Annotated in this window: 12 protein-coding genes; 3 read left to right on the plus strand and 9 right to left on the minus strand. The window is 50.6% G+C overall.

Annotation, left to right across the window (positions count from 1 at the left end):
* Positions 1-407 precede the first annotated feature (407 nt).
* Positions 408-5,774 (minus strand): T9SS type A sorting domain-containing protein, encoded by a 5,367-nt coding sequence (locus tag HRU79_05410; protein QOJ26114.1) that lies wholly within the window; start codon positions 5,772-5,774, stop codon positions 408-410.
* 14 nt (positions 5,775-5,788) lie between these two features.
* On the minus strand, positions 5,789-7,231 hold the full coding sequence (locus tag HRU79_05415) for a hypothetical protein (protein QOJ26115.1): 1,443 nt from the start codon (positions 7,229-7,231) through the stop codon (positions 5,789-5,791).
* A gap of 900 nt (positions 7,232-8,131) precedes the next feature.
* Here HRU79_05415 and HRU79_05420 point away from each other — a divergent pair.
* Both HRU79_05420 and HRU79_05425 read left to right on the plus strand, forming a co-directional pair.
* Complete coding sequence (locus HRU79_05420; GenBank protein ID QOJ26116.1) at positions 8,132-8,602, plus strand: MarR family transcriptional regulator; 471 nt, start codon at positions 8,132-8,134, stop codon at positions 8,600-8,602.
* Positions 8,587-9,183 (plus strand): CAP domain-containing protein, encoded by a 597-nt coding sequence (locus HRU79_05425; protein ID QOJ26117.1) that lies wholly within the window; start codon positions 8,587-8,589, stop codon positions 9,181-9,183. Before HRU79_05420 ends, HRU79_05425 begins: the two co-directional genes overlap by 16 nt.
* A gap of 43 nt (positions 9,184-9,226) precedes the next feature.
* Here HRU79_05425 and HRU79_05430 read toward each other — a convergent pair whose 3' ends face one another.
* Positions 9,227-10,798: an acyl-CoA carboxylase subunit beta gene (locus HRU79_05430; protein ID QOJ26118.1), complete on the minus strand. Its 1,572-nt coding sequence runs from the start codon at positions 10,796-10,798 to the stop codon at positions 9,227-9,229.
* A 147-nt stretch (positions 10,799-10,945) separates the two neighbouring features.
* On the opposite strand from HRU79_05430, the gene HRU79_05435 reads away from it, so the two are divergent.
* Positions 10,946-11,323, plus strand: coding sequence for a hypothetical protein (locus tag HRU79_05435; protein QOJ26119.1), 378 nt, complete (start codon positions 10,946-10,948; stop codon positions 11,321-11,323).
* A gap of 47 nt (positions 11,324-11,370) precedes the next feature.
* On the opposite strand, the gene HRU79_05440 is transcribed toward HRU79_05435, so the two are convergent.
* The 6 genes from HRU79_05440 to fbp all read right to left on the minus strand — a co-directional run bounded on the left by HRU79_05440 (position 11,371) and on the right by fbp (position 17,636).
* The gene (locus HRU79_05440; GenBank protein QOJ26120.1) at positions 11,371-13,461 is read right to left on the minus strand and encodes a T9SS type A sorting domain-containing protein; all 2,091 of its coding nucleotides are present in this window, start codon (positions 13,459-13,461) and stop codon (positions 11,371-11,373) included.
* Between the two features lie 17 nt (positions 13,462-13,478).
* Complete coding sequence (gene nusB / locus HRU79_05445; protein QOJ26121.1) at positions 13,479-14,051, minus strand: transcription antitermination factor NusB; 573 nt, start codon at positions 14,049-14,051, stop codon at positions 13,479-13,481.
* Between the two features lie 28 nt (positions 14,052-14,079).
* Positions 14,080-15,174, minus strand: a complete 1,095-nt coding sequence (locus HRU79_05450; protein ID QOJ27278.1) for a Glu/Leu/Phe/Val dehydrogenase — start codon at positions 15,172-15,174, stop codon at positions 14,080-14,082.
* Between the two features lie 240 nt (positions 15,175-15,414).
* Complete coding sequence (locus tag HRU79_05455) at positions 15,415-15,696, minus strand: RNA-binding protein (protein ID QOJ27279.1); 282 nt, start codon at positions 15,694-15,696, stop codon at positions 15,415-15,417.
* Positions 15,697-15,881: 185 nt separating this feature from the next.
* Entirely contained in the window at positions 15,882-16,604 is a 723-nt protein-coding gene (locus HRU79_05460; protein ID QOJ26122.1) for a superoxide dismutase, read from the minus strand.
* A 12-nt stretch (positions 16,605-16,616) separates the two neighbouring features.
* Complete coding sequence (gene fbp, locus HRU79_05465) at positions 16,617-17,636, minus strand: class 1 fructose-bisphosphatase (protein QOJ26123.1); 1,020 nt, start codon at positions 17,634-17,636, stop codon at positions 16,617-16,619.

The following is a 17,636-nucleotide window of genomic DNA, read 5'->3' on the forward strand; positions in this document are numbered from 1 at the left end:
GGGCGACTACATGGGGTTGCCCATACACGGTTTCTCGTCCACATTACAGGTTACCACAACCCACCTGCGCAACCGAACCACGCTATAAATCCCGAACGGACGGACTACGGCCCTTTGGCACCCCCACCTCCACCACCATCGTGCATCACCACCTACCTACACAGCTCGGCTGGTCGGCTGCGCTGCGCAGCCTACGTAAACTACCTTAGGAATTCCGGAGCAATTGCTTTCAGATATAGTGGGCAATCTCGGGCAAGTGTGACATGGCCATACGGTTTCGTATCGGTGTTTATGATTTATCGTGCTGGATGACCACGCGGAGTCGCCCCTACGGTTATGCGTGTGTGGAGGTTATGCAAGGACGGACGCCATCCGCCCCTGCTCCACTCTGTCGCGACGGTGGAAGTCTAATGCATAACGGTAAATTGTGATGTACTGAAGGTCTCGTCAGCAGCAGTGAGTATAGCGTTGTAGGTACCTGCCGGCCAGCTGGAAACGTTAACAGTGATAACATCTGTGCTCTGACACGGCAGGCGTGTTAAGACTCTGCCAAGCGGATCGATGATGTGCAGAAGGGGTCCGGTAGCTTCGTGCTCTGACCGGACAACGACCGTAAGATTGCCGGCCACCGGATTGGGATATACGGTAAGGCTTGCCGGCTGAGCTTTGTAGTGCTTCATGGTACGCAGGTCAATGACCGTAGCATTACCGGTACTTTTTTGAGCACTCTTGGTGCCGGCCAGTCGGAGTTCGGTGTCTTCGACCGCATGCGTGGCAGGATTGTCAGGCGTGATGAAAAAGCGGTACCACTGGCCCTGCTCTGCCAGCAGCGTGGCATCATTGTGCCACACGGCACCATCTTGGTTTACGGCTACTGCGTTAAGATCCGTTGCCTCGGCTTCACCACGGCGCTGCACCCAGAGACGGGCTTCCGTCTCGGAACCAAGAGCTCTGGTCTCTAACCCGATGCTGGTAACATTGGACAGTTGCAGCCAGGCGCTGGAGAATTCGGCAGGCTCGTTATTCTCTGTACTGCCCCACGGCTTCAGCGGTATCCAGCGGTCTAAGTCCGGCAGATAGATCGGAGCCGTCAGAGCATATCCCTTATCACTGCGGAAGCCCACGTGCTGCACCACACGAATGCTGTCTTCCCGATAGCCTTTGTAGAAGTGTTCCGATGAGGTGGTTATTATCGGGGCACGCTGGTAATTACTCCACAACGGATTATTATCAAGACTGTTAAAGATCCGGCGGTTTCGCTGCCAGCCACGATTGTTACGGCCGATCATCGAATAGCGTGCTGCCAGGTGCGGATACAGGCCATTATCGCGAAGTACCCGTACCGAGTCGACGGAAACCAGATGTTCTAGGTTATGGTTCCCACTGGCACCGTATAGATGCCAGCTCATTGTCATCGACCAGAGTTTGGGAAAATGATCTGTTGTCGAGGTGTCCGACCAGAATTCTAACACCGATGTGGAGTCATCATAGTCCCACGCATTATATCCCGGATCCGAGCCCCATTGCCACCACTGCTCACCCTGTGCAACATCAGGACCACGCAGATTAAAAGAAGTAGAAAAAATGATGAATACGGGTTTTGAACCCAGTGTATCAATACCACCATTCACGCTGCTACTCCATTCCGCCACATCGAACATGCGGCGTGAAATGACGGTTCTGCCGTTACCCGTTAGTGTTGATTGCCAATAAGCCCGCTCAGCTTTATAGTTAATCAAGCCTATATCATAGTATTTCCCCGACGACGGTGTGAGATTCCAGTCTGACATCTGGCGGTACAACACCGGGTAACTGTGCGTTGCAATGTAATTTAAATCATTATATGGCACTTGAGGACCACAGACGCGGGCAACGCTATTATCATCCAGAACTATCATGCCCGGATCTTGAAAAACAGGGGGATCATCAGCACTCAGCTGGTGATAGATCTGATTATTGGGATAATGTTTAAGACGAGTATAGTAGATATCGTGTCCGTTGACCGGATTTGGACCTTCCTGCCATATCAGTCCGGCGTCGTCCTCGCCAATGTGAAGGCGCGAATATGAATTCATCGATGGATGTGTGGCTACGTACTCGCCAGGTGTAACACGTAGGTACTCGGTCTGCCCTGGTAAAAACTCGCGCATATGCGGTTGCTTAAAGCCCACACCAATTTGACTGAGTTCAGAATTAGACCAGCAGTAGTAGTTCCCCGACTGCGAGGCGTTAATCATGGGCGTTCCCCAATGCTCAAGAACATTACCAGGAGTTACCGGTGGATAAATAGGATAAAAACGCATCTCATCGAGCTTCACAGCATAATCTCCTGCGACAAAGTCAACTTGCTGTTGGTGCGGAACGTCGGCAGGCAGAACGGTTTCACACACAAGAACACGGCCGTTGACCGTATCAGCCGGCTTATACTCACAAGCAAAGACGATATAGACTTTTGAGACGTTGCCTTCAAGAGTATCAACACGAACAACCAGGGCGGGGAAACCGCAGCTGAGATCCATGATCTGGGGAATCTTAGGGAAAACATCAGGTGGTGCATACATGATACGGCTGCTTACGTTGACAGGGGGCTCCCATTCGATGACCGACGCATCAAACGCTGGTAACGCCGGTGAGGCTGGCAGCGTATCACTCAGCACCAGCGGCTGACTGCGCTGATACCATACCGTTAGCGCTCCTGTCTCAGCAGAATCACGCCTGCGGTGAAATACACGGTGGTAGCGCATTGTATCGCCCGGAACCATCTGCCGCCATGTGCGTACCGTATCGCCATACGTAGTGTCGACTGCAGTAATGAACGAGTCTATTACCGGAAATGCTACGATCTTTCGTTGGTTGGAGTGTGCCAGAAAACCTGTTCCCTGCTGACTCGAAGCGGGGACTGTAGAAACACGGAAGAATTTTCCTTCACCAGGGAGAAAATCTATATCCAAGGCAACATCGCGGCCGATGATCGTATCTATCGGCGGCTGCATGTTCATCATTGTGGTATCGGCAAATCGCAGCTCCTGTACGCGCAGATTCCGTGCCTGTGCGGACATCCCCTGATAGTGGAATGGCAGGCGCAGCCGCCGCGCACCGTATTGTTTATAGAGATCCGGCGGGTTGCTGCGTACACGGGATTTCAGTTCATCGTACGTGTAAACATAATCCTGACCGAAGGTGGTGTCGTAACGCGGGTCCGTACGCCGGTTTAGAACGCCAATAACGCATACCTGGTCAATCGGAGCAGTACCAATAGAATGAATTGTAATATCATAAAACGTACTGTCGTACGGCTCCGTGCGCGGGCGTGGTATCGCAGTGCCCACATCCTGTTCGGCAGGAATGCATACGCGCTGATGCGCACTGTCGCCGTGCAGCCAGAGCTTGTAGGCTGCTGTATCTCCCAGAAAATAGTGCCGGAAGCCCTGACCGCGCCACGCTACCAATCGCATCTGCAAAAGCGAGTCGGTAAACGGTTGGATACTGCGCTGCACTTCACGTACCACCTGACGCATCGTTTTACGGAACAGCGGTACGCCCGGCGGGTTGGCCGCCATGGCATTCATTGCTAAGGCCGTCGTGTCTATGCCATGCGGCAAATACTTGTCATAATGCGAACTGTCTCCGTCTTGAAGATAATCCGTACCCAGCGAATCATTGTCGATGCGGGCATCACCAAGAGCCGCAACATCAAGGCATGCCGGGTACTGGTGTACCATACCGACATCGGCTCCTATTGTATTTGCTTTTCCTGCTTTTGGTATATCACCCCACTTTGAATCATTCACATCTTCCGGAAGGGCGCCGGTTTGACCGTGGTAGTGGAACAGTCCCTTGGAACCCAGGATCAGCGGCAGCCAGTTTTGAAGGCGTATCTCCTCAGCTGACTTGACCCGTGCATTGGTTGTCTTATCAAGGCGCAACACCAGACTGTCACCAACATTCTTCCGTAAACCTCTGAATGAGGAATACTCCCATACGTTATCATACCGCGTAATCGTGGTATCGAACAGTAGCTGCGGATGATTTGCATAGCCAATTTTGAGAGCCTGCTCTACATAACCCAATACTCCGGTTTCATAGGAGTCGCAATAAAAATCAATTGAATCATTTGGAAGGGGCAATGGCTTATTGCTGTAATTCCTGTTAGTTACATTTCCGCAGCTCTTACTCCAATGCTCCAATCTTGTTTCGAAGTCCCGCCAGTCATCACGGCCTTTCTTGAAACCGGCATACAGATAAAGAGAATCCAGATTTGTATTGTTATTTAATACCCCGTGACGTATCAGAGGTGATGGTGCATTGTTAATCAACGCTACCGTTTCACCGCTCCAGTATTCTTTCAGGCGCAGGCAGTGGCGTGCCTTGCTCATGTCAGGGACATACCACTCCGTCGTCACGCGGTCATGCAGCAGCCGGTTTATGTAGCGGAAGGCCTTCCAGTGCATTGGTGATATTTCATCGCGCCCGTAAACGCGCCACAGCCGTGGCTGCTCACCGGGGACGGCGACTGAATCGTGGTTATACTGACGAAGCCGCGCCATAAAGCCGGCAACGCTGTCACAGATCTGCTTATCAAAGCCTCCCCAGAACAGCTCGCGTCCGCTGCCGCTCTCAAGGCGCACCCATTTAATATCCACACCCAGCTCATCACAAAATGTCACGTCAACACTCACCCTGCCAATACAGGTCCTATTGTCGTTGTCCCGTTGATTCCTTACAAAACGTGGATTTCGCCAGATATCAGGATTATCGTCGGCAGGGATGTGGTTTGTGTCCACTTTCAGGTCAAAGACCAACATTCCATAGACGGTGATATTTTTATCACTACTATTAATGGGCGGTATCATGCGGCGGGTGATAACCATCTCCGTTGGACCGGTAGAGGTCGTATCCGCATTAATACGCTGACCGCGGTAGGAGCCATCAAAGGTTGAATACACCGTTTCGATAGCTCCGGTCGTGTCTGGCAGTGCCCTAAACTTCGATAGTGAGCTGTCGGGACTACACTGCCATTTCCACCACTTCGGAACACGCAGGCGCAGCACCGGATTATCTAAATTCTCCGGTGTATCAGGTGAAGCATCATTACGCTGCAGGGTGATTGCAAGGTAGAGAGTATCCGTCGTGAAATGCGGATGGGCTTCTGTCTCCCACCGCGTAAAGCCGTCGCTGCATTCCACATCCGAAAGTACGAGCGTCTGCCCTGTAAACTTTGATGTTTCCAGGCGGTAGCGGTAGCAGCCGTCTGCAGTATCATAAACAACAGTGCCGGAGTCATCGCGCTGGTGGAACCCCCATACGCCACCGGTAGAATCGTCGGGAAGAAGGGCAAACGTATCCGCCTGCTTCTGCAGCCATGGCTGCCACTCCATGGCAATACTCTCACTGGGCATCCGATATCGTGTGCGTTCACTTAGAGTGTCTTTATACGGTGCTGCTTCAGAAACCCCACTGATACTCGCAACCAGCAACTGACCCGCAACACGCGTATCTCCGAATTCTTTTGGGGCGACGCTGTCCCACATAAACGGATCCTGGATGTGCCAGACATTCATGCCCAGGGTGTGTGAAACATTGCTATCGGTACTGCCCCAGTTCCAGCCAAAGAGAAACGGGCGCTCAGTAAATGCCAGTACCGAATCTGCATCCGCAACAGAATTGTTCCACCCTAGCGAATCGAGTGGTAGCTGCGGAGCCTCATACTTCTGCGCACTCATGCCGGTGATGCCGGCAGCGAGCAGGACGGCAGCGATTACCAGGTGTTTCATACCGCATCGGCTCCCTACCTCAGCACAAGTGGTGATGAAAACACGATGGTCGCATCTCGCTGCAACTGCAGCATATAGGCACCGGCAGAAAGCCGGCCGCTCAGGACAAGACGGCACCGGCCACCGCTGACCAGGGCAGGCTGCTGAAGTACAAGCTGCCCCGCACTGTCAGCAACTCTGCACGTTACCGCTCCATCACTGAGGCCGGTAATCGTCACCGCGCCATCGGCGGGATTAGGGTATAAAATGCTTCCGCCACCCTCTATTTTGCCGTCAACAGAGACAGCGTCAAGGTGAAGGCGGGTAACGAAAATTCTGGACAAAGTACTTTCATAGGCATATCGCCAGTCAGGGGAGAATTTTTTCCCTGCAGGGAAGGCGTACCGTTTAATGGGTTGTCGGTCCCACGCCCGGTAGTAATCCACTACGCCACGGTACGTCCTCACTAAGAGTCCCTTACCATCAGGAAGCAGGGCCAGTCGTAGAGGGCTGTACCTTTGTAAGTCACTGACGTTGAGTACTTTTTTGTTTGCTACCCTGTCATAGACAACAATAGAGCCTTCAGTGTCCTCATATTTCCGGCCCAAAGCGATATAGCGCGCATCGTCGGACAGTGCCATGCAGCTGATCCAGTCGTCTCCACTACCGCCACCGTAAGGGCCGTCCACTACACTGCCGGTAGCTGCATCCAACAGAACAGCGGTAGTCCAACTTCGGCCACCAAAACGGCCATCCGGGGGGAGATAATTTAACTTAGGAACCAGCAGATAACGGTCGTCGGCACTGAAGACCGCAAAGCCATTATCCTCCTTTGTCGCACCTGCTCTCGAGGCTGCATTCCGATACCTCCACACCGTATCACCGGTGTGCGTGTCCCAGAGAATACCCGTGCCGGCATCATACACCCGGGTGCCCGATCCGTTGAGCACGGCTGACGTCATATGCCACCAAAAATCATCATCCGTAGTCGTTTGTATTGATACGGTACGCTCCATCTCCGGCCACCGCCATACCGTAATACGCCCCGGGGAGGCGGTAGCCACCATGTTGGCATTGCGGGCAAACGACATACTCATAACATTGCCGGCTTCAGAAATCACACTACGGATGCCCTCACCGGTTTCAATGTTCAGTTCAACCAAACGTGGCTCCCTGGCCTTTGTTCCGCCGTGACATGCCGCCACCATCATCGGCGGGTCCCCTCCAATAACACAATCGTGAATCTCTCCCCAATCCCAATCCGTGGACATTTTATACCAGAGTTGCTCCAGAGTATCTTCTTGCATCTGGCTGCGCAGCACGGAAGAGGGCAGAGCAATAGTTACCATGCAAATTGCGGCAGTAATTACTGCCTGTAAGGCCCGGTAATACCGGGCAATGGAAGTATCAGGACTTTTCATGTCGTCACCTGAGGTTTCTAAAAAAGCGTATGGAAGTGTCTGCTGAATCACTGCCATGACCGTGCAGGCACCAGCAAATATGACAAAAATATCCCTCAGAATGTTCCATTTGGACAATTTATATTTTTAGAACATAGTTGTACTGAAACGCTACCCGCCCCGGCCCCACCCCCCGGCCCCATCCCCAAACGCGCATGCGCGTTTAGGGAGGGGGAGGATATGGTTTTTATGGTTGTTTATGGTGTTTCGTGCGGACGGATGCCATCCTCCCCTTATGGGATACGTGTTGGGCGACCACGCAGGGTCGCCCCTACGGTTATACATCACGTTCAACGCGGTAGAATCACGTCAACATTCCATGCGGACGGTTTACGTCCCTTCGGGCCCCTCCCCCACCGCCGCCATCTTGCATCACCACCTACCTACACAGCTCGGCTGGTCGGCTGCGTTGCGCAGCCTACGTAAACTACCTTAGGAATTCCGGAGCAATTGCTTTCAGATATAGTGGGAGAAAGACAGAAAATGTGACACACCCCGGCCCCACCCCCGGCCCCCTCCCCAAACCCCTTCGGGCTTTAGGGAGGGGAGACAGAATCATAAGATTTATTAAAACTTTTAATGGTCAGAACGTCAGGGCGCACGGCCGTGCACCCGCAATAGACAATCTCGCCGATTTTGTATTGTTTTTTATGATGTTCCGTACAGGCCAACCATGTGCGGCAGGGTGGCCGCATGGGGCCGCCCCTACGGTATTATCGTTATTTATGTTGTTTCGTGCGGGCGACCACGCGGGGTTGCCCCTACGGTTTCGTATTTTTTTTATGTTGTTTCGCGGTGGACGGATGCCATCCGCCCCTACGGATTCGCGCGGGCGACCACGCGGGGTTGTCCATACGAGTTCGTATTGTGTTTATGATGTTTCTGACCCAATCAATTCAGCTCTGAGTAATTTTGTCTATGGGTGAAATTCTCCGTAACCGGTTAAAGCAGAAAGGATTCGATTCCGAGCATCAGGAAGCGCTCCTTAGTCTACTGGTGGCTGCCGACGTGTTAAACAGGAAGCTGCAGCAAATCTGTGAACAGTATTCCATTACGCACCCTCAGTATAACGTTCTTAGAATCTTGCGGGGTTCGTATCCAAATGGACATCCGCGTTCTGAGATCATTGCAAGGATGTTGCAACGAGCTCCGGATGTTACACGGTTAATAAACCGGTTGGAAAAAGTTGGCCTTGTATGCAGGGCCCGTACTACCGAGGATCGCCGACTGTCTCTAACCTTTATCACCCCAAAAGGTATTGAGCTGCTCAATGCGATGCATGCCGATATAACAAGCCTTGGAACTGAGCTTCGGGAGCGCCTGAACGTTGAAGAAGCCGCCGATCTGATTAAATATTGCGAGCGTATTATTCAATGGGACCTCGAATAACCCGCATATTCTCCTTTTTTGCGGCATGGTTGATGTGGGCGTTGCCTGCATCGGCACAACAACTGTCATACGACTCGCTGGCAGGTTCGTTCGTGAAAGAGCTGAATGCACTGCGTGCAGATCCTGCATCGTATCTGCCGCGCATCGAGGAATACCGAGTCCAGGTTCAGTCGTTCACACCCAGCATTAAAAAACTCAATAAAGCCGTCAGTGAGATTAAAACGATCCTGGCAAAACAGAGCCCCCTTCTCCCACTTACCGTTGACTCTGCATTAATGAAGGCGGCGGCTGACCATGTAGCCGATGCGGCGGCTACCGGTATTTTGGGCCATATCGGAAGCAGTGGATCAAATCCAGGTACCAGAGTGGCACGGTATGGATTGTATCGGGATTTGTCAGAAGCAATTACGTACGGACATTTGAGTACTGCTCTGATGCTAGCATCGTTCCTTGTTGACGAAGGAACACCCGACAGAGGTCACAGAAAATCAGTACTGGCGTCTCAGTACACCAAAATTGGCGTTGCCATTGGCTACCATCCAAAGTACGACATTCAGCTTGTTGTGCTGGTTGGTAATTAAAGAGCCGTATCTGTCCACTCTTAGTACCAACACCTGCATACCCCTACAGCGGTATTGTTCCATGCTTCTTTGCGGGATTACTATCCACCTTTGTTGCCAGCCGCCTCAATGCCGTAATCAGCTCTCTTCGAGTTTCTGCGGGTTCAATCACGTCATCCACGTAGCCGCGTTCTGCAGCCTCGTACGGATTGGCAAATTCTTTATTATACTCGTCGATGAGCTGCTGGGTTCGTTTTTCGATTTGTTCGGGTGTAGGAGCAACCGAATCGCTACCGTTTGCCTTTTTCCTGTCCTTGTATAGTATTTCAACAGCCCCTTTCGCTCCCATTACGGCGATTTCGGCTGTTGGCCATGCAACATTATAGTCGCCACGAATATGCCGTGAACTCATCACATCATAAGCGCCGCCGTATGCTTTACGCGTAATAACAGTCAGCTTGGGAACGGTTGCCTCGCAATAGGCATACAGCAGTTTTGCTCCGTGGCGTATGATACCTCCCCATTCCTGGTCAGTTCCGGGAAGAAAGCCGGGTACATCCTCGAAGGTTACCAGCGGAATGTTAAACGCATCACAGAACCGAACAAAGCGTGCACCTTTTACGGAGCTGGAAATATCAAGAACGCCGGCAAGAGATGCCGGCTGATTGGCAACAATGCCAACGGGTATACTATCGAGTGTTGCAAAGCCAACAACCAGGTTCGAAGCAAATTCTTCGTGAACTTCAAAAAAATCCCGCTCATCAACCACTTCGCGAATCACGTCCTTAATATCGTAAGGATGATTAGGATTTTCCGGAATGATTGTTTCCAGCTTCTTACATGTTCTGTCGGGTACGTCGGTGGTTGGTAAGTGTGGTGGATTCACTCGATTGCTTGACGGCAGGTAGCGAACAAGCTTACGTACTGCAAGCAGACACTGCACTTCGTCGTCCATTGCAAAGTGGGCTACACCACTTCGCGAAGCATGGGTTTCGGCACCTCCAAGTTCTTCGAACGACACATCTTCGTGAGTAACGGTTTTTACAACTTCGGGTCCGGTCACAAACATGTAGCTGCTGCCCTTCACCATAAACACAAAGTCCGTAAGTGCCGGCGAGTACACAGCGCCGCCGGCACAGGGTCCGAGAACCACGCTTATCTGTGGCACCACACCGCTGGCCAGTGTATTGCGCAGAAATATGTCGGCATAACCTCCAAGGCTTACTACACCCTCCTGAATTCGAGCACCACCGGAATCATTCAATCCGATAATTGGCGCCCCAATCTTCATTGCGTGGTCCATCACCTTGCAGATTTTTTCGGCATGAACCTCGCTGAGTGATCCTCCAAAAACCGTGAAGTCCTGCGAAAACACACACACATGCCTGCCGTCAATGGTGCCAACACCGGTAACTACGCCATCGCCGAGTGGACGTTGCTTGTCAAGACCAAAGCGAGAGCTCCGGTGACGTGCCAGCATATCGAATTCCTTAAATGATCCATCGTCTAACAGTACCGACAGACGTTCTCTGGCTGTAAGCTTGCCCTTTGCATGCTGCTGTGCTATGCGTTTCTCGCCTCCTCCAAGAAGGGCTTCGTTTTTTAGTTCTCTCAGTTTTTCAATCCGGTTGCTCATGGCTATTCCTTATTAGGGCAAACTATGGTTTACGCATTTTACACTCAGGCAGGTGGTACAAACCGCAACGTCTGCTTCACCCCCCTCTAATGACAATGCACCTTATCGACTCGATGATCAAAAATACATCTCGTAATTTGCGTACCTATGGCTTACAGAATACTCCTACTTTGTTCCGGCCTTTTAATGATGTTTGCCGTGTTCAGTCTGGTCCTCACCATTGGTTCGGTTGTGGGTGGCAGTGATACATGGAAGGGCAACTTAATCCTGGGACTGTGTTTCGTGACGTTAACAACGGTGTTTCTGGTTATCGGGCTGGTAAAACGCAAGGCTGTATATTCCAGAATCGAAACTGAAATTGCTGCTCAGTTAGTTCAGCACAATTATGTTGACGCAAAAGTCTTTGCACAGTCAGCGGGGATATCACTCGATGATGCCAGAGACCAGCTTGACAAGCGAATGAAAACCCGGGGCTGGCAACGAACCGAACTTCCGGAATACAACGCTCAATATCATAAGAAATAGAAAAGGGGCTTGAGCACGTACCCAAGCCCCTTAACAGTTCCTGTTTCTTAAAATTTCTGAACTTGCACGGACTGAATGCCGGTACCTGTTTTTACGATTACGGTATACGTCCCTGCAGCACCATTCAATGGCATCGTAAACGTATTTCCTGTCGATGTGGTACGCTGAACCTCTCTCCCCAGTGCATCAACAACAACGATGGTTGCTTCCGGTGCGCCTTCGATAACGATGTGAGATGTAAATGGGTTGGGATAAACAGTAACCGGACTTGTAATGTCTGCCGATACATCTGCAGGGCCTACGATAAAGTTGTCTGACCAGCGGCGGCAGCCATCATCATTTGATATCAAGACGCGATAGTACCCGTCGCCCGTAATGGCAGTACTTTGCTCAACTGCGCCGCTTATGGCCTTCCCATTTTTAAACCACTGGTAGTAAACATCCTGAATCGAGCAGGTGAGTTGTTGATCCTGACGCGAAATAACGGGTTCCGGAAGTGCCGGCGTTATTGTTATGTGCAGTGTATCTGAAAAACCAATGCAGTTATAGGTATCGGTGATTTCCACGTACACCGTGTATTCGCCTTCTGCAAGTTCAGCAAGCTGAAATTTGGAAGGTATCGGGGTAGGCCGAATTGTGCCGTTCACATACCACCTGTAGGTGGGATAACCTTGTGGTGCCTGAATTGTAGAGTCGGTGAGCATACACAGCACAATTGAACTGGTCTTGGTGTTTAAAGCCGTGTTTGGCCCGCACTTGGTATGAGCAACAAATGAGTCGGTAAACTTACCGCCTTCTACTGTTTGTGCGTCGAACGTAGCGCGTGTGTCAAAGTAGCCCGCTACAACAACCTCACCTTTTTGATTTGCACGGATGCCGGTGCCAAGGTCATCGTAAGGACCTCCAGCGGACTTCACCCACTCTACGTCGCCATTAGGCCACAGACGCATAAAAAAGATATCATCGCCGCCATGAGTGGTCACTGTGGTACCGCCCAGAACCGCAGTACTGTCAAATGTGCCAACAACGTACATTGCTCCTCTGCTGTCGGCATAAATCGCCCTACCGGTTTCAGTTAGTTCTCCGCCATAATTACGGACTAAATCAATATCACCATTTTTTGTAAATCTGCATACGAACGCATCTTCATACAAGTCGCTGTTAGCAGATAACATCTGGGTATCGAAGGTGGTTTTTCCGAACATAGCGCCGGTAGTCAGGAAGCGTCCTTCGGAATCAGCAAAGCCGCTAATGACTTTATCCTTCCGTTGGGTACCAATTTTCTTGGCCCACTGTGTTTCGCCATTTGCTGTTAGTGCCCAAACAAAAAAGTCCTGTTCATTTAACAGAGCAACCAGGGAATGTCCAACCGGAAAGTTTACGGTACCGTTAAAGTATCCCGTTGCATATACGCGGTCGCCATTTGGACTAACACCCACAGACAAGGCCATATCGGACTGACCGCTGCCGGCGCTGCGCACCCAAACAACGTCGCCATTTGCAGAGAGTTTACACACAAAGATGTCAGTATTCCCAGCCGAGCTAATCTGCTTGGTATCAAACTTTGCAGTTTTACCAAAGCCCCCTGCCAGGTACACCATGCCAAGGGAGTCAACAGCAATAAACGGAGATGGCTCCGAGTATCCCGGGGCACCGAACACTTTCACCCACAAAAGGATGCCGCTTCTATCGAACTTGGCAATAAACATGTCAACATCGAACGGTTCAAGAGCCTCTATCATTTGTCCGCCAACCATTGCCTGGTCTTCGAACGCCCCGGCTACATAGTAATTTCCTTTATTGTCAGCAACAATGCACGAGACTTCGTCGAGGCTGTACCCGCCGTAGGTATCAAAATCAACAGCTTTGCCGCTGGTATCAAACCGCGCAGTAAAGCCGTCATAATTACCAATCCCCAGCATGAGTGTAGTATCTACACGAACCGAGTCGGAGAAGGTACCTGCAATGTGGGCATGACCATCTATACCAAGTGCCAGTGAAAATGCTTCGTCAAACGTTGGACCGGTAATGGTTTTAATCCACTTATATTTTGGTTGTGCCAGAGCTAATGTGGAAAAACTGCACATCAGGATTGCTACCAGCACAAGCTGATGTATAAATCTGTTAATGAAGATCATGGTCACTCCAGAATTAATTATTCAATTAGTCCGCGGCCCATTTTGCTGATTTGGCCGGATTCTTTCAACTCAGACAAGACGGAATCAATAATACCGTTGACGAAGACACCGCTCTTATCCGTACTATATCGTTTTGCTAGTACAATTGCTTCATTGATTGTAACTTTTATCGGAATATCCGGGCACGAGATAAGTTCAGCAATTGCCAGTTCCAGTAAAATCTTATCCAGAGTGGCAATCCGTTCCATTTCCCAGTTTTCCAGGTTTCGCTTGATAAGGTCATTAATAATATCGCGGTTGTCACGGATTTTTTCAATGATCGTAATAGCGTACCGAACTTCATCGTCAGCCCATTCAATGGGAATATCGGCTTCCAGTTCTTCAACTTCATCTGGCCGCAGAATCCGACCTCCGCTATTTGCCTCCGGCGAGTCAAATGTGAACCGTCGGAAAAACACATGCTCGAAGATGTCATCAAATGGAATTTCACCATTGGATGATGCTGCCAGGACCTGAAACACTTTTTCGCGCGCAAGGTGTCGCGATCCGTTAATCTTTTTTTTCTTGCTTAGTGGAAACCCGTTGCTCAACTACGTTGCTTTCGATACCGTAAAAATCTTATAAGCCACGAATTGATGGTGTTCCGGTGAACATACCGTGAACGTGGCGTACTTTTTTAATTCGCTCCTCGGCAATGGCATTACTGGCTTCGATTGTAAGAATATTCTTGTCGCGTGCCGTTGTGAGGATATTCATCGTAATATCATAAATACCCTCTGCCTGACGCATCACTGAGTCTCTGTCGTAACCGGTAACTTCGGATGCCACGTTCATCAGCCCGCCTGAGTTAACCACATAATCGGGTGCATAAATGATATTTTGCTTTTGCAGTGCTGCAGCATGAACATCTTCGTTTTGAAGCTGGTTGTTTGCAGCCCCGCACACAACGGAGCATGACAGTTGTGCTATGGTTTCGTTATTAAGCACTGCCCCTAAGGCATTGGGCGAGAAGATATCGCAAGGAGTTGTAAACACTTCATCGGGCGATATCACGGTAGCACCGGTTTCGGCAGCAACTTTATTTGAACGCTCTTCGTAGATATCCGAAACAAAAACAATTGCTCCGTCCTTCACCAGATGTTTTACAAGGTTCGACGCTACGTGACCTGCACCCTGAACTACGACACGCTTTTTTGACAGTGAGTCGGTACCCCAGGCAAATTTTGCTGCTGCCTTCATCCCTGAATATACACCAAAGGCAGTCACCGGCGACGGGTCACCTGATCCGCCTACGCCACCTACACCGGTAACAAACCGGGTTTCCATCCTTATCCACTCCATGTCGCGTACACTGGTACCAACATCTTCGGCAGTAATGTATCTGCCACGCAGACTTTCCACCATTTTGCCGTAGGAGCGGAATTTGGCTTCGTTCTTGTCGGTGCGAGGGTCTCCGATAATCACAGCCTTTCCACCACCCAGATTAACTCCGCTGACAGCAGCTTTATAGGTCATGCCTCGTGATAGCCGAAGGGCATCTGTTATTGCGTCTTCATCAGTGGAATAATTCCACATGCGAGTACCGCCCAGAGCCGGACCAAGAGACGTATCGTGAATGGCGATTACTGCACGCAGGCCGGTAACCGGATCGGAACACAGAACTACTTGTTCGTGCCCCATTGTCTGGAGGGTGTCAAAGAGCTTCATATTTATCCTGTTGTGTCAATTTCAGAAATGCAAAATACGGAAACCCAATAGTGTAACTCTCAATGTAACAAAACAAATCGTATTCTGAGTGCAGTATGCGTAGTGTATGGCGTAAGCCTCCATCCAGCACCCGTAAACTCTGCTTTATCGGTTTAATAGTCATTCCGGAATGCGTCCCGGTGCAACAAACAAAAAAAAGCCGCATGAAAGCGGCTTTTAAAGGTATGAGTGATTTTTCTGCAAGATTTAGTTGCGAGGACCGCGGTCACGATCCATACGCGGGCGTTGCTCGCGTGGGCGTGCCTCGTTAACAACCAGGTTCCTGCCAGCAACACTACGTCCGTTTGTGGCTTCGATTGCAGCGTTGCCATCTGAGTCTGGCATCTCTACAAAACCAAATCCACGGCTGCGGCCTGTAAACTTATCTCTGACCACAGAGGCAGATTCAACTGTGCCGTACTCAGTGAATACCGAACGAAGCTCATTGTCGTCCATCGAGTATGGCAGGTTACCAACATAAATATTCATACAATACATCCTTTGCGGATCAGTGGCGATATCGTCACCATACACTGAATTAATAATCGACGCGATATCGTTAGCTCGGCGATCCGCCCACGAACCAATGATGCAAATTATGGTAGAAAACCATACTTTGATACCATTCACACCAAAAACAGTTAAAAAAACCTTTTTCTGACTCTTTGTCATCGTCAGATTTTTGTTGCATCATCGTAGTTTTTCTGAACCTGGGCCCAGTTAACGATATTCCACCAATTCGTAACGTAGGCCGCTTTGTTATTGCGGTATTTCAGGTAGTAGGCATGCTCCCATACGTCGATACCCATAAGCGGGATGGTGTTCCATTGGGTGAGTTTATGCTGGTTTTCGGCCTGCAAAATCAATAGTTGTCCGTTGGACCGAGAGTAATGCAGCAGTGCCCAGCCGCTTCCTTCTACCGCATTGGCAGCGGCAGAAAACTGATCCTTCATTGCCTGAACTGACCCGAAGCTCCGAACGATTGCCTTTTCGAGTGTACCGGACGGATTACCACCGCCGCCGTGCCCGGCCGGTGCCATTACCTGCCAGAACATCGAATGCAGGAAATGGCCGCCGCCATGAAAAGCGGCTTGTTTTGACCAGTGCTGAATTAAGGCGTAGTCGGCCTGTGCCCGTGCCTTTTCCAATGCATCTTGTGCCTTTATCAGCCCATTCACATACCCCTGGTGGTGTTTATCGTGGTGCAGCTTCATTGTTTCGGCATCAATGTACGGCTCTAATGCTTCGTATGGATAGGGCAACGGAGGAAGGGTTGGCTTTTCGGGTTGCGTTTGATGATTTGTTTGTGCCAGGACCGGGATGCTGCCTGTGGAAAGAACTGCGGGAACTGCCAGTGCTGCCGCAGTAGTGGAAAGGAATGTGCGTCGGCTGCTCATAAAAACTGTACCTTATAACTGTGTAAGAAACTGTTCCAGTTCCTTTACATCTTCTTCACTGCCCATAAAACAGGGTATGCGCTGATGCAACGAACTGGGAATAATGTCCAGAATACGTTCAAACCCCGTTGTTGCCCTTCCACCCGCCTGCTCGACGATAAACGACATCGGGTTTACTTCGTACACAAGCCGAAGTTTGCCCAGGGGAGACGTCTTGTCAGCAGGATACATAAAAATGCCGCCATAGTGCAGCGTACGATGAATATCAGCCACCATTGTTCCAACATACCTCAGCGAGTACGGCCTCTGCCCGTCATCACTGGGTTCAAGCAGGTGACGGACGTAGCTGCGGACCCCTTCGCTCCACTTGTGGGAGTTGCCGCTGTTTACACTGTAAATACTGCCGCGCTTGGGAATCTGTAGCTTCTCGAAGGTTAGTAAAAACTCGCCGATTGTAGGTTCGTACGTGAATACATCTACTCCACTACCCGTTGTATAGACAAGCTGCGTACTCGATCCATACATGGCATAGCCGGCAGCAACCTGCTTATACCCCGGCTGCATCACGTCAGCCTCGGTACCGGGACTGGTGTCGGACTGGTTAAGGCGACGGTAGATACTAAAAATCGTTCCTATCGAAACGTTAACGTCGATGTTGCTGGAGCCATCCAGGGGGTCGAACACCAGCACATACTTGCCTTTGGCATACTCATCGGGAATTTGGATCAAGCCGGATTCTTCCTCCGATGCCATAACACAAAGGTGCCCGCCATGGTCCATGGCCCTGAAAATCACATCATTGGCATGAATGTCGAGGCGCTTTACGCGTTCACCGTGGACGTTGGTGGACTCGGTAAGGCCCAGAATGTCATTTAAACCGGAGCGGCGCACGTCGTGGGCAAGTATCCGTATTGCAAGCGTCAGGTCACGCAGTAATCTCGAAAACTCTCCGGTAGCCGAAGGATGCAGGGCGCCCTGCTCCACAATGTGTCGCTCGATGGTTACCAACCTCGAAGTTTTTACCAAGGGCAT

The organism is Ignavibacteria bacterium (assembly GCA_015709655.1).
Classification (GTDB): domain Bacteria; phylum Bacteroidota; class Ignavibacteria; order Kapaibacteriales; family Kapaibacteriaceae; genus OLB6.

What these genes read in the sequence shown, in the direction of transcription:
- HRU79_05410 (QOJ26114.1), bottom strand. Translation starts at nt 5,774, where the DNA reads ATGAAACACCTGGTAATCGCTGCCGTCCTGCTCGCTGCCGGCATCACC.
- HRU79_05415 (QOJ26115.1), bottom strand. Translation starts at nt 7,231, where the DNA reads ATGGCAGTGATTCAGCAGACACTTCCATACGCTTTTTTAGAAACCTCA.
- HRU79_05420 (QOJ26116.1), top strand. Translation starts at nt 8,132, where the DNA reads ATGGGTGAAATTCTCCGTAACCGGTTAAAGCAGAAAGGATTCGATTCC.
- HRU79_05425 (QOJ26117.1), top strand. Translation starts at nt 8,587, where the DNA reads ATGGGACCTCGAATAACCCGCATATTCTCCTTTTTTGCGGCATGGTTG.
- HRU79_05430 (QOJ26118.1), bottom strand. Translation starts at nt 10,798, where the DNA reads ATGAGCAACCGGATTGAAAAACTGAGAGAACTAAAAAACGAAGCCCTT.
- HRU79_05435 (QOJ26119.1), top strand. Translation starts at nt 10,946, where the DNA reads ATGGCTTACAGAATACTCCTACTTTGTTCCGGCCTTTTAATGATGTTT.
- HRU79_05440 (QOJ26120.1), bottom strand. Translation starts at nt 13,461, where the DNA reads ATGATCTTCATTAACAGATTTATACATCAGCTTGTGCTGGTAGCAATC.
- HRU79_05455 (QOJ27279.1), bottom strand. Translation starts at nt 15,696, where the DNA reads ATGAATATTTATGTTGGTAACCTGCCATACTCGATGGACGACAATGAG.
- HRU79_05460 (QOJ26122.1), bottom strand. Translation starts at nt 16,604, where the DNA reads ATGAGCAGCCGACGCACATTCCTTTCCACTACTGCGGCAGCACTGGCA.
- fbp (QOJ26123.1), bottom strand. Translation starts at nt 17,636, where the DNA reads ATGCCCTTGGTAAAAACTTCGAGGTTGGTAACCATCGAGCGACACATT.